This is a genomic window from Paenibacillus sp. J22FR21, assembly GCF_056269135.1.
The window spans coordinates 931,220-946,731 of sequence record NZ_JBWDNJ010000001.1 but is presented as its reverse complement, the minus strand read 5'-3'; the positions used below and the strand labels follow the sequence as shown (position 1 = coordinate 946,731).

General features: G+C 51.1%; 12 protein-coding genes. 2 read left to right on the top strand and 10 right to left on the bottom strand.

Annotated features, from left to right (window positions below):
* Window positions 1–354: 354 nt before the first annotated feature.
* Entirely contained in the window at window positions 355–1,380 is a 1,026-nt protein-coding gene (locus AC0YNS_RS04720; RefSeq protein WP_475780107.1) for a LacI family DNA-binding transcriptional regulator, read from the top strand.
* Between the two features lie 50 nt (window positions 1,381–1,430).
* Here AC0YNS_RS04720 and AC0YNS_RS04715 read toward each other — a convergent pair whose 3' ends face one another.
* The 8 genes from AC0YNS_RS04715 to AC0YNS_RS04680 form a co-directional block, all read right to left on the bottom strand.
* Window positions 1,431–2,498 (bottom strand): dihydrodipicolinate synthase family protein, encoded by a 1,068-nt coding sequence (locus AC0YNS_RS04715; protein ID WP_475779851.1) that lies wholly within the window; start codon window positions 2,496–2,498, stop codon window positions 1,431–1,433.
* A complete protein-coding gene (locus AC0YNS_RS04710) occupies window positions 2,498–3,514 on the bottom strand; it encodes an NAD-dependent epimerase/dehydratase family protein (RefSeq protein WP_475780106.1) in 1,017 nt (338 codons plus the stop codon). Before AC0YNS_RS04710 ends, AC0YNS_RS04715 begins: the two co-directional genes overlap by 1 nt.
* Before the next feature lie 13 nt (window positions 3,515–3,527).
* The gene (locus AC0YNS_RS04705; protein ID WP_475779850.1) at window positions 3,528–4,628 is read right to left on the bottom strand and encodes a Gfo/Idh/MocA family protein; all 1,101 of its coding nucleotides are present in this window, start codon (window positions 4,626–4,628) and stop codon (window positions 3,528–3,530) included.
* Between the two features lie 19 nt (window positions 4,629–4,647).
* Window positions 4,648–5,541 (bottom strand): sugar phosphate isomerase/epimerase family protein, encoded by an 894-nt coding sequence (locus AC0YNS_RS04700; RefSeq protein ID WP_475779849.1) that lies wholly within the window; start codon window positions 5,539–5,541, stop codon window positions 4,648–4,650.
* Window positions 5,538–6,740 carry an N-acetylglucosamine-6-phosphate deacetylase gene (locus AC0YNS_RS04695; RefSeq protein ID WP_475779848.1) on the bottom strand — a complete coding sequence of 401 codons (1,203 nt, stop codon included), beginning with the start codon at window positions 6,738–6,740 and terminating at the stop codon, window positions 5,538–5,540. Before AC0YNS_RS04695 ends, AC0YNS_RS04700 begins: the two co-directional genes overlap by 4 nt.
* 37 nt (window positions 6,741–6,777) lie before the next feature.
* Window positions 6,778–7,530 (bottom strand): glucosamine-6-phosphate deaminase, encoded by a 753-nt coding sequence (locus AC0YNS_RS04690; RefSeq protein ID WP_475779847.1) that lies wholly within the window; start codon window positions 7,528–7,530, stop codon window positions 6,778–6,780.
* A complete protein-coding gene (locus AC0YNS_RS04685; protein ID WP_475779846.1) occupies window positions 7,520–8,764 on the bottom strand; it encodes a Gfo/Idh/MocA family protein in 1,245 nt (414 codons plus the stop codon). Before AC0YNS_RS04685 ends, AC0YNS_RS04690 begins: the two co-directional genes overlap by 11 nt.
* 86 nt (window positions 8,765–8,850) lie before the next feature.
* Complete coding sequence (locus AC0YNS_RS04680) at window positions 8,851–10,017, bottom strand: GNAT family N-acetyltransferase (protein ID WP_475779845.1); 1,167 nt, start codon at window positions 10,015–10,017, stop codon at window positions 8,851–8,853.
* Between the two features lie 219 nt (window positions 10,018–10,236).
* Here AC0YNS_RS04680 and AC0YNS_RS04675 point away from each other — a divergent pair, with 219 nt between their 5' ends.
* Window positions 10,237–12,495 (top strand): helix-turn-helix domain-containing protein, encoded by a 2,259-nt coding sequence (locus AC0YNS_RS04675; protein WP_475779844.1) that lies wholly within the window; start codon window positions 10,237–10,239, stop codon window positions 12,493–12,495.
* An 18-nt stretch (window positions 12,496–12,513) separates the two neighbouring features.
* On the opposite strand, the gene AC0YNS_RS04670 is transcribed toward AC0YNS_RS04675, so the two are convergent.
* Window positions 12,514–13,470 carry a PLP-dependent cysteine synthase family protein gene (locus tag AC0YNS_RS04670; RefSeq protein ID WP_475779843.1) on the bottom strand — a complete coding sequence of 319 codons (957 nt, stop codon included), beginning with the start codon at window positions 13,468–13,470 and terminating at the stop codon, window positions 12,514–12,516.
* On the bottom strand, window positions 13,467–15,461 hold the full coding sequence (locus AC0YNS_RS04665) for an alpha/beta hydrolase family protein (protein ID WP_475779842.1): 1,995 nt from the start codon (window positions 15,459–15,461) through the stop codon (window positions 13,467–13,469). The genes AC0YNS_RS04670 and AC0YNS_RS04665 overlap by 4 nt, the downstream gene beginning before the upstream one ends.
* Between the last annotated feature and the right edge of the window lie 51 nt (window positions 15,462–15,512).

Genomic DNA, 15,512 nt, shown 5'->3' with positions numbered 1-15,512 from the left:
AAGGAGTGATTTGGAATAATGTTAACGTTGCCATAAATGGTAAGCAGTGATGTGACAGTACTTGATGCCCATTAATTTCGTTTCAAGGCGATTATGTGCGACTTTCGACCTCATAATTGGCAACGTTGCCAATTATGTTGAAATAAAAAACTCACACTGCCTTCGCTTGACGTTTATGCGATCAAGAAGGATTTGTAAGCCTTTTCGAGCCAATATTATCCTAGATTGCAGAACGCTGTCAATACAAGAAATGGGATGATTCACTTTCCGCTGGCGTTTTAGTTCGCAAACCCTTACAATCCAAATAGAATGGCATCGTTATCATTTCGTGGGACTAGCTAGGAGGAACGTAAAATCAAGAAGCCAACCATACACGACGTCGCCGAGAAAGCCAAAGTGACGCCCTCCACCGTATCCAGAGTTATGAACGGTTCAAGTCTCGTAAAGCCGATCACCAGGCAGCGGGTTCTTGAGGCCGTTAAGAGTTTAGGTTATATCCCCAGCAAAACCGCGCGTATGTTTAAATCCGGTAAAAGCGGCATACTCGGGCTGGTCGTAAGCGCGCAGCATATCAGCGAGTTGATTTTCAATGCCGGCTTCCAGGCTCTATTCAAAGCATTGACCGAGAAGGCACACAGCGAAGGCTACAATATCCTGATTATTACTGCAAGTGATCCGGATTCCGAAACTTTCTTTAATGTCATTAAGAGTCAAGTAGCGGACGGCTTTATTATATTAAGCCCTTCTAACAATGAATCCCTGGCCGCTATGCTGGAGGAAGCCGGTATTCCTTATGTATTTAACATGAAATATTCGAATAATCCTGAGGATATTTACTATACATCTTCCGACGATCTTGAAGCCGGCTACATGGCGGCCAAGTATCTGCTTGATTTGAATCATACCGATATCCGCTTTATTGTAGGCAGCATCAAAGGTGATGTTATTTCCTTCAACAACGAGAGAATTAATGGCGTTAAGAAAGCTTATAACGAGTACGGATTGCCGTTTAAGGATGATGATATCGTTCGTATTCCCGGCCAAATGGAAGAGAGCTACAATGGGATTCACCAGCTTCTCCAAACCCAGAGACCTACGGCGCTTATGATTTCGAACGAGATTACAACGGTGGCGGCGCTGAACTATTTCTACGACTATGGCTATCGCGTACCGCAGGACATCTCCATGATTGGCTTTGGTCCTTCTGATCTATATCGCAGTCTTCGGCCGAACATAACGAGCGTCAGCTTCGATATTTCACATGCCAGCGGTAAAATGGTCGATATGCTGCTGCAGCGGATCGAAGGCATACCTATTAAGCTCGAGCCTCCTAAGAAACCCGAGCTTATAATTAGAGACAGCACAGCTCGTAATATTTAATATAGTTAATCAAATAGGCGGCGCAGAAGTTGCATGCTGCGCCGCCACTATTAATCTTCCAGCCACTTCGCTAGATGCTCAGCAACGAATTCATCGTCAACCCGCAGCGGATAATCGCGGCTAACTCGAGTTAGCTCATCCGCTTGACCATCCGATAGAGTCTCGTGAGGATTCAAGCACCATATTCCCGGCAACAAACCTTGTCTGTGCAGCACCTCGTGTATACCGGCGATACAACCAGCATACCGATTGGCAGCGTCAAAGAGTGCCGCGTTCATATCCGTCACTTCGATGTTCCGCGTCAGCCACTCGGATGACAATGCGGCATCGCTTCGCACTCGCTTTACTTCTTCGAGCAGTTCCACGGCTCTTCTTGTCCAGACCGCCCAATGCCCGAGCAAACCTCCAACAATCCTTTTCTCCACCGGATTTCCATCAATCGTAAAACGATAGGCGGTCAGAAGGTCAGTGATGATGTTATCGTCATTGCCGGTATAAAGCGCAATTTGATCACGCCTGCTTGAGCTGCATACGGCACGGACGACATCGATCGTTTGATAACGATTAAACGGGGCGATTTTGATCGCAACTACATTGGGAATTTCCGCGAACGCCTGCCAGAACGCATAGCTAAGCACTCTTCCGCCAACTGACGGCTGCAAATAAAACCCAATAACCGGCAGCAACTCTGCTATTTGCTCCGTACGTTTCAAGAGATCGCTTTCACTATAGCTTCCAAGACCTCCCATGCTGAGCAACCCTGCATCATAACCGAGATTTAAGGCAATTACAGCTTCGTTCAATGCTTGATCAGTAGCGCCGCATATGCCTGCCACCTTAATGAAAGGGCGTTCCAGCTTCGCTCGCTCCACTTCCTCGGACGCAAGTCGCAGCACCGGTTCGTATAATCCGATGTCCGCATCGCGAATTTCAAATTGCGTGGAATGAACGCCAACGGCAATTCCACCTGCTCCAGAGTCGATGTAGTATCGAGTGAGCGCACGTTGATAACGCGGATCAAGCTTGCGATACTGATCCAAAGCGAGGGGATGAGCGGGAATAACCAGACCGTCATGAAGGGCTCCAAGCTGTTCCGGTGTCAGCTGCTTGCCTCGCATCAGAACTTCCCCTTTCGTTCTTGAAAATGTGTCGGCTTGTTCAGCGTATATCCGCCTGCTCGAACCCATTCCGCAACCCAATCGATCATCTGCAGCAGCGAAACGCGCGGATACCCGAACAATTGAAAGGATTGACCGGCATTACTTAGCAGTGCCGTGTCCGACTCCGTACCTTCGAATAACGCCTCTTTCCCGAGACGCTTGCCCATCTCTTCGGCTGCCCAACGTATGGACATGGTCTCCGGCCCGGTAATATTGATCGTACGCGGCGGCGATTCACATAATGCCAAGCAGCGGAGCGCCATCTCGTTGGCATCCCCTTGCCAAATTACATTGGCATGCCCCATCTCGAGCTTAATCGGTCGATCATTCATAACCGACTTGGCAATTTCGAGCAGGACACCGTAACGGAGATCGATCGCGTAATTCAAGCGAAAAATAACCATTGGCATATTGTTTTGCTTAGAGAAGTATTCAAACACGCGCTCGCGTCCTAAACAAGACTGCGCGTACTCCCCTTTAGGCTCCGGTGAGCATGATTCCGTTACGCCGCCGAGTCCCGCCGGCGAGAAGGGATATACATTCCCGGATGAGAATACGACTATCCGCGAATTCCGATATTTCTCAGCTACTCTTCCGGGCAAATATGCGTTCATCGCCCATGTGAAATGCTCATTGCCTGTCGTGCCGAATTTATTGCCTGCCATATAGATGATGTTAGGTGCATCAGGCAGCTGCTGCAATTGCTGATCGTCAAGAAGGTCACACGAGATCGTCTCAATGCCTGCGGCTTCCAATTCTCTGCGCGTTTCCTCATTCGAGAATCTCGACACACCTATGACTCTATTGCGAGCGCCTGAACGGCGCAGTGCATGAACGGCTAGTTTGGCTAGGCTCGGCCCCATCTTCCCGCCTACACCTAACACGATGATATCCCCTTCAATAGACGCCATCTCGGTGACGAGCTGCTCAGAAGGTTCAGACAATTTGGCTTCGAGCTCCGCAATCGTTTGAATGAACGTCATCGGATTAACCTCTAATGCTTTCTTGTGCCGGGCGATAGATTTGTGGATTTTGGCGGCGGCACTCCTCCATGACAACTAGCTGCTGCCGAACCTGCTGCGGCGTAATCGCTAATTCATCGCCATGGACAAGCGTTCCGTACAGCATCATATACAATTGCTCCGTCATGTAATCGAATTCGCCTTGTCCTTCCGCCAATTGAAGTTCCCAATTCTCTTTATACCAGTTGAGCGTTTCGCGACAGTAGCTTGGCATGCCGTTCTTGTCCATCAGCGGCTCCGTCGTTAATTGCTGTACAGGAGCTTCTTCCGGTTTGAAATAACTCCATTCCAACCGATCGTTATTGCCGCGCAGCCCGCCATTTGTCCCTTGAATTACGAACGATTCCCCAGGGAAAACGCTGCAAGAGGAGACTTCCAAATCAATCGTCGGACGACCTGGTCCACGAAGCAGGAGCTTCACATAATCCTCCGCATCCCCGTACGTATTAGCTTGATCCATAATGCATGTGATATCCGGAGTCACATCCGTTCCGAACAGCTGGAGCACCTGATCCAGCGTATGCGAGCCTAAATTCAACAAGCTTCCGCCATTATTGCTTTGCAGCGTTTGCCAATCCCATCTGCGGGCGAACCGGTTGCTGGTGAAATCGACTTGTACAATCCGTCCCAAGACGCCGCTTTCGATCACTTCACGAATACGCACATAGGCAGGCATGTAGCGGGACTGCTGGAATACAGCTAATCGTTTGCCGGATCGCTCCGAGGCTTCAATCAGTTGATCCACTTCTTCCGAAGTTCTGGCCAGCGGCTTCTCGCACAACACATCAAAGCCACGATTCAACAACTCCAAGGAGATGGGAACATGCTGATGGCTTGGAGATGCATTGACGACTAGATCAAGCTGCTCGTTCTCCACCATCTCCTGCCATGTCGCATAGGCGTTACAATTGAATTCTTGGCGCGCCAGCTGCTGTCGCTCCGGGATGGAATCCGCAACCGCTGCGATTCGGAAATAGTGAGGCAGCTTGGCGAGCAATTGCCCGTGAATATCGCGTCCACTGCGGCCTTGCCCGATAATCCCGATTGTTACGATTGATTGTTCCATGCTAACATTCCCCTTTTCCCTAATTAGATGGTTTATGAATGGCATCCATTGGTGCTCGCATATTCGCAAGAAGAGCCTTCAATCCTTGGAGCGACTGGGCTGTGCCTTCCATCGCAGTTCCGCCTTCGGGAATATAATGCGTCTCTAGCGTGAACAGTCCCGTATAGCCATCTCGAAGTAAAGCTTGAAAGTGAGCCACATACGGAACGATACCAGACCCAATCGGAGTTGCTTTGGGATGACCACTCTCGTCGAACCGTACGTCTTTCAAATGAACATGGGCCATTAGATTGCGGATGCTGGAATAACCTTCCGGATAGCTGGAACGGTTGCCGTATTGCTCATTGCCCGGATCCCATAAGACGCGCAGTGCAGGGGAATTAACGGCTCCGACGAGTTTAGCAACTTCTGCGGCATACCCGCCATTACAGGAAGGTTCATTTTCGAGCAAAAGCAGCTTGCTGCGGTTGGCTGCCATCAAGGCAGCTTGAGTCAAATGCTTCACAATCTCGTCATGGTGCTGCTCCGGCTCTGCTTCACGCCAGAACGAGAAGATTCGAATCCGATTAGTGCCCAGCTGATCAGCAATGTCCATTGCGCGTTCCAGCATCGTGAAATGCTCGGAAACCGTACGCTCTTCTTGATTAAACCGATCGCCTTCCGCTACCTGACTGCCTGTTCCCAGCGCACATTTAAATATCGGAGAAGCAATACATGAAACGAACAGTCCCCGACGTTCCGTCTCTGAACGAATTATCGCAAGCTGCTGATTATGGAGCGAAAGTACATTCTGGCCATTGATCGTACGGATTTCTACGTGCTTCAAGCCATTTAATACGGCAAAGTTCAGCGCTTCAATGAGATCCGACGGCGAGACTTCATCCGTTATAACACCTAAACGATCCTCTATCATGTCAGCCTCCCATTCTCTTCTAGCAATGACTGCTGTCTGCTGTTCCAAACGGTTTCCCCGTTCACAATGGTTTGTTGGACATCCATGCGGCCGCTGTTATCTATCTGGAATAGAGTCAAATTAGCTTTTGCGCCTACTTCCAATTTCCCTAACATCGTCCATCCCATGACTTCCGCAGGTCGCTTCGTCACCGCATCGATCGCTTCTCGTAAGCTGATTCCGGCAAGTCGCATGGCATTCTCCACACCTCGGTCAAGCGCTTGAGCGGAGCCTGCCAATATTCGTGGATCAGCTGCCGTCTGGAGTCTGCCATTGCTAAGCAGCTCTACCTCTTGCCCGATCATACTCGGATAACGCCCGGGGGGCATCCCGCCGAACATGACGCTGTCACTGACGAGGATGAAGCGATCGCGTTTAACGCGGATCATGGATTTCAACACCGATGCGGTCAAATGATGGCCGTCCGCAATATACATCGCACACAAGCCGTCTTCAGCCAATTGATCCCATATGTAATTCGGATGCCTGGCCATGACCGGATGCGCGCCATTGCCAAGATGCGTGGACAGCGTGGCACCTGCTTCAACAGCCGACTTCAACTGCTCCGCATTCGCCATCGTGTGGCCAATGCTTACTTTAACTCCTCCGCTTGCGATTGCATGCTTGATGAATTCGACGGCGCCTTCACGTTCAGGAGCAATCGTGCAGAGTACAATTCGGCCTCCGGCCGAATGCTGCCAAGCATCGAATTCAGCCATAGCAGGGTCTCGGATATGAGCCTTATCATGAGCGCCGCGCGGCCCATCCTCAGCGGATAGGTAAGGACCTTCGACATGAATACCAGCAATAACACGACGGAGCAGCTTGTTATTCTCACAAGCGGAGTGAATCGCGCGAAAAGCTTGATTCATTCTGGCGTAACTTCCGGTAATTACCGTTGGACAATAGGTGGTGACGCCGTGCCGGAATAGGGAAAACGTCACTTCCGCTACATCATGCTCCGTGGTCACATCGCCATTAAGATCGAAACCGGCGAAACCATTCACCTGCAGGTCAATCCAACCCGGTGATATCCACGTATCACTGGAGTCACTGGCGTCATTGTCAGGCTGCACAGGAGAGATGGCTTGAATGACACCGTTTTCTGCTGCGAGCCGCACCCATTCACCCGTATCATACCGTCTTCCTATCCATTGCATGACGCAACACCTCCTCGCCGCTTCTGGTCGATTAGGTTCACTCGTTTACTGCCGTGTCAGACTGAACAGCTTCTGCGGCCGATTGCTGATCCAAGTAGAGCGTCCAATTGGGATGAGTGCGCAGCATCGTAGCCGGCACTATCGGAGTAATGTCGTTCTCGAGCGTACGTTTGATGGCATCCGCTTTGACCGCATGGGGTACGCAAGAGAGAATAACCTTGCTCTTCATAATCTGGCGAACACTCATCGTGATCGCCTGAGCAGGCACATCGTCCATGCTCGCAAACCAGCCTTCTCCGACTTGCTGACGTTTGCACGCATCGTCCAGCTCCACTACTATGTATGGCTCTTCCGTCTCGAAATTCGCGGGCGGATCATTGAAGGCAATATGCGCATTCTCGCCGATTCCGATCATGGCAAGATCGATCGGAGCTTCTTGAATGGCATCGTTCAGCCGCTCAATCGTCTGCTGAATATCACCATTTCCATTAACGAGATGGAACTTCGCCAGATTCACATGACTGATAAAACGTTCCTTAAGGTAAGCTTGAAAGCTTGCAGGATGCGTACCATCGATGCCTGCATATTCGTCCAGATGGAACATTTCAACCTTGCTCCACTCAACCGGCTGCTTGACGAATGCTTTGAGAAACTCAAATTGCGATGAGCCTGTAGATAGCAGCAGTCTTGCTCTCCCTTGACGTTCTATCACTTCTTGCAAGATCCGCGAGGCATGTTCGGCTGCTTCCTCTCCCAATTGCCGTGCAGTCTCCACTACTCTAATGTTCATGTTGATCCTCCTCTGGATTAGATTGAAAAAAGTCAGCAATTCGTACCGCTGCGCCCTCTCTTATCGCACGATTAGCTGCGAATCCGATTGCGCAAGACATTGCGCCGTCTCGGCTGGACGCCTGTCTGGAATCGCTCGGATCCGATCCTATCATAAGCGCGCGGAGCAACCGACCATCGCCTCCGCCATGATCACCGGTTTCTTCCTGCAGCGGAATCTCGATCATCTCTTGCATACTGTTGAATAACCGAATGCGCTGAACCGGGTTACCTGCATATGGGCCGATCGCGCCGTCAAAATATTCCGCTTCCAGTCGCCCTTTCGTCCCCGTCAGCACCATCCGGAAACCTTCATAAGGGGCATAAGCAGTGAGGGAGTAGCTCATCATCGCACCTTTGGAATACTTGACATTGACGCTGAGTGTATCCTCAATGTCGATTTCATCTGCGAAAACACATTGATCGCGGTAATAGTGATCTTCGTCTTCGCAATCCAAGTAGAGCGCTCTATAGTTGCCTTGATTGAGGTCGATGTAGAATTCGCAGGTGTTGGAATAGGTACAGTCCGAGCATCTGGTGCCTCTTTCTTTACGTGTCGGACCGTAGAATCTCGTAGAACCGAGCGCATGAACGGATGTCGGTTCATCCTCAAGCAGCCAGTTCACGATATCAAAGTGATGCGTCGATTTGTGGACGAGCAGCCCGCCGGAATTCGCTTTCTTCCGATGCCATCTGCGAAAATAATCCGCCCCATGCATCGTATCCAGAAACCATTCGAAATGGACATGTGTCAACGTGCCACGCGAATTTTCCCGGGAAATTTCTTTGAGCCGATTCATGAACGGCATGTATCTTAAGTTGAAGGTAACGGTAACTTGCTTGCCTGTTTGCCGCTCCGTTTCTAGAATCAGGCTGCATTTATGTTCATCAATCGTGAGCGGCTTCTCGGTGATGACATCACAGCCGGCAAGCAGCGCTTGCGTGATATATAGGTGATGCGTGCTATCGATGGAAGTGACAATGACCACGTCCGGCTTCGCTTCGGCTAACATGGTCTCGAAGCTTGTGTACACGGGAAAATGCCCGCCGGTCCGCGTCCGAAGCAGCTCCGAGCGTTTCGCGTTCGTGTCATACACACCGACAATGGTCGCCACATCGGCATAATCCCGTGCAATCGGAACCGCGAACATATAGGTGCCTCTGTTGCCTGCGCCTACGAGCGCGTAGCTTTTCACGAGAATGTTCGCCTCCTTTGACTGTTTTCGCCTGCTCCGCTAAGGCTTTGGAAAGATTAATATATGGATTAAACCAAGGTCGACCACTAGAAAAAGTCCGTCATATACGCAATGCGGCGCGGGATGGCGAGCTCCCAGCTCGCAATTACGGATGGACTGCCGCTTAGTCGGCCGTTCATGCTCAGCTGGACTGGTCGCTGGCAGCCGATCAACATTGTGGAGAGCGTTTGGATGTCGCAGCTGACTCCAACTCCGTCGCTATCTTCTAGGCGGACGGCCTCCGCACGGCCGGTGTCATTTACTGTAAGTTCCCATAAACCACGGTTCCAGCCTGCGTGTTCGTCGGTAATTCGGACAATTAGCTTCACTGACTCCGCGGTGAAACGGTATTGCCGAATGAACGCTTCAACGTCGACGATGCGGAACATAAAGTTCGAAACCATCTCTTGCTGGAGCTTAGGCTCGGCCATTGTTAATAGGAAAGGATCGTCGTTAGCTGAGGTAAACTTCAGCCTTGTCACGATAGAGTCATGATTGCCGATGAACTGCCATAACCCGTTTCTAGCAGATTGATCGAGATGAACAAGCTCATGAATGTTCATGAAGCGATCTTTAATGTCGTAAAGCATATATCCGCTCGCTACGCCGTCCGTGTCGTAATAGACGGCCAAGCTGCCGAGCTTACGATTGAATACATGCTGCCGCCACCAGTTCTCATCACGGCGCAGCATCCCGTTGAAGCTTGAGCGGGCGTATCGATCATAGACTTGATCTGCCGTGTGCCACTCCTCAGCCGACATTCGTTTGACTGCTCCGGCGGCGGAACCAAACTTCGGGACAACCGACATATCCAGCGTGTTAACGCTTTGCGTGGAGAAATACTCCCAGCCATATTTGCGATAGAACGAATAGGAGAACGGGTTCAGCATCGAGACCGTTTGGCCGCGCTCCCGCATCATCTCTAAACTGCGGACAAGCAATTTACTGACCATCCCTTGCCTGCGCAATTCCGGATAGGAAGCGACATGGGCAATCCCGCCCATCGCCATCGCTTCACCCTGCACGTAAATATAGAGCGGAAGTACTGCCAGCTGCGCAGCTAACTGATCCTCCACGAAGTAGCCCAGAAAGTGCTCCATGTTCATTTTTGCAAGACGCGCTTGCACATCGGATTCCGAGAATCGGACGGCAAAAGCAGCCTGGGTTAGCGCAAGCGACTGGCCTGCTTCATCTTGCCTGATGGTTCTAATCATGCTGCTCCCCCTTTAGTTGACGTTCTTCCGGTCTTGACCAAACTATAACGAATCGATTCTATGCTAGAAACGAGCAGTATTTGTTATCATTCATTTTATTTGCAATACCTAGAAATTCAGTGAAGTTATGAAAATAAGACCATTGTTCAAACCGCTTTCTTTCTTTAATATAAGAGAAACAGGCTTGAAAACAGACCATGACGGGAGAGGGTTGTTTTCATGAAAATAATCGGTAGGCTGCTTCGGTTTCCCAACATACGTATAAAGTCCCCTTCTCTGTTCTTCTGGCTGCTCATTAGCTACATGACGATTGTGATCCTGCTCGTATCGTTCATTCTCTACTCTGTATTTTTCTACAGAGGCACGATAAAGGAAGAAGTCATCGCCTATAATAATGTGAACCTGAACAACACCATGGAGAATTATGAGTCGAAAATCCAACTCATCGAGAACGCCGCTCTATCCTTCTCGCTCAATGATCACATTGCTGCGCTCGACAAACCCAAATTCGATTATGCTGCAGGCAGCAAGCTGATCGACGAAATCCAAATCTACCTCGCTAACCAATCGCTCTTCCTGGAGAACATGATTGTCTACTTCAAGAAAAGCAACGTCGCCATTGAGAAAACACGCGGCGCAGACGCAGACGTCATGTTCAAGCGTTATTATGTGAGCAAGACCTATGGCTACGAGTTCTGGCAATCGCAATTTGATAACCTTTATGTGACTCGCATATTGCCAAACGACGTATTCTCTGAACTTGAATACAATGCCAAACGAGTCAGTGAACGCAAGCTGATTCCAATCATCATTAAGAACCAAACCAACCCCTCTGTTTATATCATCGCTTTAGCCGACGCACAGAAAATGTACAAAGCCTTTCATCAATCCATTACCAACGATTTCTACATCCTAGACGACACGCAGCGCTCATTCTTCACTACCGTCAATAATCAACAACTGCAGTTCCCCGTATTAGAAGGCAGTCAGGGTTATGTGAAGAAGGACTCCAATTATTACTTCTACAAGAAAGGCGAGCTAACCGGACTTACCTACGTCAATGTAATCCCGGATGACAGCATCGTATCGCAGATGAAATGGAATATTACGTTCGTTATGCTGCTCGTGCTCTCTATCTTATTTAGTATGCTGGTGTCCTTCCTGTTCAGCATGCGATTTAATCGTCCGGTCAAACAGCTCGTGCAATCGATCCAGCAGCTTACAACAGGCTTCCAATCGCAGAAGCACAGCGGAATTAAGGAATTTGCCTTCATCCAGGAGAGAGTCCGGCATCTGCTTGATTCAAACTTTGACATCAGCCAGAACTTGGAGGAGAAGAACTCCCTTCTTCGCCACTATGCCTACATCAATCAATTGAAGAACATACGGAACAACACCAGCTTCTTAAAAGATCTCATCAAGAACAACCAGCCTTACCGAGTCGTTTTGTTCAAGCTGACCTTTAGACCGCAGCTGCTGGAGGAAATCGACGATGACGAGGAACGTGCGACTTTATTTATACGCGCCTATATCGATAAAATCTTAACGGAGCGTTATCCCGATTCCCTCACGCTGCAGCTCGAAAGCGATCAGCTGTTATCTGTCATCTATTCTGATCATTCCGAACACACGCTCGCCGAAACACTGGATGGGTTTCGTATCGTGCTGGATCTGGACCGAGCTTACTGTTTCTCCACGATGGCTGTGAGTAAGCGTTATGAACACGCCGACGATTTCAATCTCTCTTTTGAACAAACCAAATCCCTGCTCCAGCATCGTAAATTCAATGATCGGAACCAAGTGCTGTGGGCGGAGACGGATTCAAGACTGGTAAACTATTTTCTCATGTCGGCACAAGAGGAAGAGATCACTGCAAGCTTGAACAACGGCAATGAATCGCAGCTCGTTCAGTTCATGAAACGCGAAATTGCCGGATTACGGAAGAAAGAAGCGACTGAGCATGAGGTCAAAGCATTCATAAGCATTGTGGTGGACAGAACGAAACGCGCCTATAACGTGAATCATCTGGATACGGAGCTGCTTCAAAGCGTACAAACGCGCTTGCAGCACAGCCATACATTCGAAGAATTAGAGCAGTTGTTTGAGGAATGGCTGCCTTCCATCACCAATCTGATCAAGAGCAAGAAGGAGAAGAAGGATCACATTACGAGCTTCGTTTTCGATTATTTGGAGAATCATTACGCGCATGATATTACGCTCGATATGATGGCCGATAAGCTCAACATCACAAGAAGCTATCTCTCTACCTATTTCAAGGAGAAAACCGGTACCTATTTCGTGGATTACGTCAACTTGATTCGGGTGAGCCGGGCGAAAGAGCTGCTGTCCCGTTCGGATGTCAAAATCCAGGACGCCGCCGCCCGGGTCGGCTACCAGAATATTAACTCGTTCAATCGGATGTTCAAGAAGTTCACAGGTGTCACGCCAAGTGAGTTTCGTAAGGTAGAACGCGTTTGATTCGCGCCATCCCCATGTTCATTCAAACAAGTCCGTACTTAAGTACTTTAAACCGGAGTCGTTGATCGTAAGCGCGATTCGAGCGCCGCGTTCCCTTTCCTGCAGAAGCTGCAAGGCAGCAGCGATGTTCGCACCGGAGGAGTAACCTGCGAAGATCCCTTCCTTCTTAGCCAGCTCTCTGGCAGCGGCAATCGCATCCTCATCTGTAACGGTCAAGTAATCGGTCACAAGTTCCCGATCCAGCAAAGGCAGATGCATGCTGTATCCACCGCCTTGGATTCGGTGATTAGCATTCTTGATCGCTCGACCCGCAAGGTACGGTGCATGATGAGGTTCAACCACGTAACATCGGATCGACGGCTTATAACGCTTGAGCGCCTTTGCGCAGCCTGCGAATGTACCGCCACTCCCGGCGAAATCGACGAAAACATCGATTTCGCCGTTTGTTTGTTCCCACATTTCAGCAGCGGTGTGGAATTCGTGAGCATGTGTATTTCCCAGGCGTTCAAATTGATCCGCTCGAAAAGCACCTTTCTCGCTTACGATTCTTCGTGCTTCTGCCTCCACGAGGGCTAGGCTTTCACCTGAAACCTGCCCCGGAGCTGATCCCGGAGCCTGGTCAACTAATACAACCTCGGCGCCAAGCGCCATCATCATGCGAGCTCGTTCGTAGGAATTGCCTCGCGACATGACCGCGATAAATGGATACCCCTTTACCGCGCATACGATAGCAAGCCCCGTGCCCGTATTTCCGCTGGTTAGCTCGACGACGGTCTGTCCCGGCTGCAGGCTGCCGTCCCGCTCGGCTTCCTCTATGATTTGCAGCGCGATCCGGTCCTTCTTGCTGAAGCCGGGGTTCAAATACTCCAGCTTCGCATAGATCGTCCCTTCGAAGCCGGTTGTCAGCCGCGATAGGTGAACCATCGGCGTATTGCCGATCGCTTGATGAACGCCGCTGAGCAGTTGTCCTCTCATCGCTTCGCAGTACCTCCATCGAGTGGATTTTTCATAGGATCCTGCCGGCTCTGGGCGACGACGAAGTCCCTCTGCTCCAGCACTTGCAGCAGATCGGGAATATCGAATGCGAGCAGCAGTCCCGGAACGATGATGCCGGATTCGTACCGGTGCGAATCCGCCTCCGCAAACGCACGGAAACTTTCAAGCAAGCCTGACGCATGCAGCCCATGGCAATCTCCGCTAAGCACGGCAGCATAAAGGGCCGTGAGCGCATGCTCTTCTTGCCCGTACAGCGTAATCTCCGCCCGTTCGTAGCCAGGCGTTCGCTTCAAGCCGTTTATCGCGGCAAGTACGTCCGTGACCCGCATCCCTTGCAGCGATCTGCCCAGCATTCTGGCATTATAGCCGCTCGCCTTCTCCGGCTCGAACATGCCGAAGGTGCATGTGGGCTCCATCGCTGCAGGTCCGGTACCTCGCGGATGGATCACAATCACCGCGTCGTATCCGGCCTCGCGGGCTCGCTCTAGTCCCTGCCTGCCGATCATGCCGCCTACCGCAAGGCAAACGCGAGCCGTATCCCTCCGATCCGTGAAGAGGTGCACGGATCCTACAAGCGGCATGCCTTCTTCGGACTCGAATGCCACTGCCCCTGTCTCGTCGATGGCTAACGGCTCAGATTTCAAAGCGCTGTCAGCCGGCAGCTGAAGCAGTTCTCTCAGCTGCTCGCGAACCTCTGGCAGCTGCAGCTGCCGCTCAATAGGGAGCTGCAGCAACCGCTCCCTGATCATGCTCATCATCGTCCCGCCGAAAGCGGCTCCGCCTGAAGCATCACCGGCTTCCAAGCACAACAAATCCGCTTCCGCCGGCAACCGCTCGTAATCAATCCCCTTCTCGGTCACGAAGTCGACTTCAAAGACGCGGCAGAAGAATCGGAGCACCTGCTCTCGCATATCATGCCAGAATCCGTGGCCTTTCATCGTGACGTGCAGCTCCAACTGCTCCTCCGCTTCGAGCAGCCGGTACAGCCTCTTCGATTCAATAAACGCATCCCGCACGCCGTCGATTGGGAAGAAATCGAACATGGCGGCGCCGATCAAGTACGGTTTTGGCGCCGCAGCCGTCACGAGATCGCTATGGTCAAGTCCGCGCGCCATCATGCCGGGCAAGCATTGCTCCGCATCCTGCGCCATGATCCGGTACAGCAGCGAGCGCAGCTCCGTAATGTAACAGCACGGCGCAACCGCCTTGATTCGGTCATCGTAAGCGCCCATATAAGCGGACATCGTGCCGCCGCCGGAATTGCCGGTTACGCCGATGCGTTCCGCATCCACTTCCGGCCTTGACAGCAAGTATGTCAACGCGGCTATATTGTCGCGCATCATATACGTACCGAGATGCTCGCCCAGCAAGCTAAGCTTCTCGTCCAAGAAGCAGTGGGCGGCGACCGCGTCCATCCACTTCTCGCCGCCCGTGGTCCCTTCCGCTTGGGGCACACGCCTCTCCCCCTGCCCGATCGGGTCGAACGTCAATACGCAGAAGCCGTTCATGACCGCTTCGACGCAGAACGAAACATAAGAACCGTATGCTTTTCCTTCGTTCGCATGGCCGTTAAACAGCAGCACCGCAGGCAGCGGACCGCTGCTCTGCTTCGGATAGTAGAAGCTTCCGGTTGCGAAGATCCCTGGAACCGTTTCGATACAGACCTTGTCAATGAAGTAACTGCCTTGATCCAGCGTTCCCGTTACCGTTGAGCAATCGGCAGCATGTGGCAGCGGACCGACGGTAGCACGGAAAGCTTCCCGGACCTGCTGTCGATAGGCCGATGCCTCTTCTCTGTCTGTCACTTGCTGAAGCGCGGACTTTCTGCTGACCAAATAATCCGTGTTTAACCGATCCAAATATCGCCTGAACGGATGGCTGTGAAACCGCTCGATATTCGGATAATCGTCGATATAAGACAGCTCCCGCCTGCGATTCGCTTGTTGTTCTTGCAAGGAGTATGTACGCATAGCCAGCTCCTTTCGCCTTTCGATTGTCGCCCCCGGATGATAAAGAGGGAG

What these genes read in the sequence shown, in the direction of transcription:
- AC0YNS_RS04705 (WP_475779850.1), bottom strand. Translation starts at nt 4,628, where the DNA reads ATGGAACAATCAATCGTAACAATCGGGATTATCGGGCAAGGCCGCAGT.
- AC0YNS_RS04665 (WP_475779842.1), bottom strand. Translation starts at nt 15,461, where the DNA reads ATGCGTACATACTCCTTGCAAGAACAACAAGCGAATCGCAGGCGGGAG.
- AC0YNS_RS04680 (WP_475779845.1), bottom strand. Translation starts at nt 10,017, where the DNA reads ATGATTAGAACCATCAGGCAAGATGAAGCAGGCCAGTCGCTTGCGCTA.
- AC0YNS_RS04670 (WP_475779843.1), bottom strand. Translation starts at nt 13,470, where the DNA reads ATGAGAGGACAACTGCTCAGCGGCGTTCATCAAGCGATCGGCAATACG.
- AC0YNS_RS04715 (WP_475779851.1), bottom strand. Translation starts at nt 2,498, where the DNA reads ATGCGAGGCAAGCAGCTGACACCGGAACAGCTTGGAGCCCTTCATGAC.
- AC0YNS_RS04700 (WP_475779849.1), bottom strand. Translation starts at nt 5,541, where the DNA reads ATGATAGAGGATCGTTTAGGTGTTATAACGGATGAAGTCTCGCCGTCG.
- AC0YNS_RS04675 (WP_475779844.1), top strand. Translation starts at nt 10,237, where the DNA reads ATGAAAATAATCGGTAGGCTGCTTCGGTTTCCCAACATACGTATAAAG.
- AC0YNS_RS04690 (WP_475779847.1), bottom strand. Translation starts at nt 7,530, where the DNA reads ATGAACATTAGAGTAGTGGAGACTGCACGGCAATTGGGAGAGGAAGCA.
- AC0YNS_RS04695 (WP_475779848.1), bottom strand. Translation starts at nt 6,740, where the DNA reads ATGCAATGGATAGGAAGACGGTATGATACGGGTGAATGGGTGCGGCTC.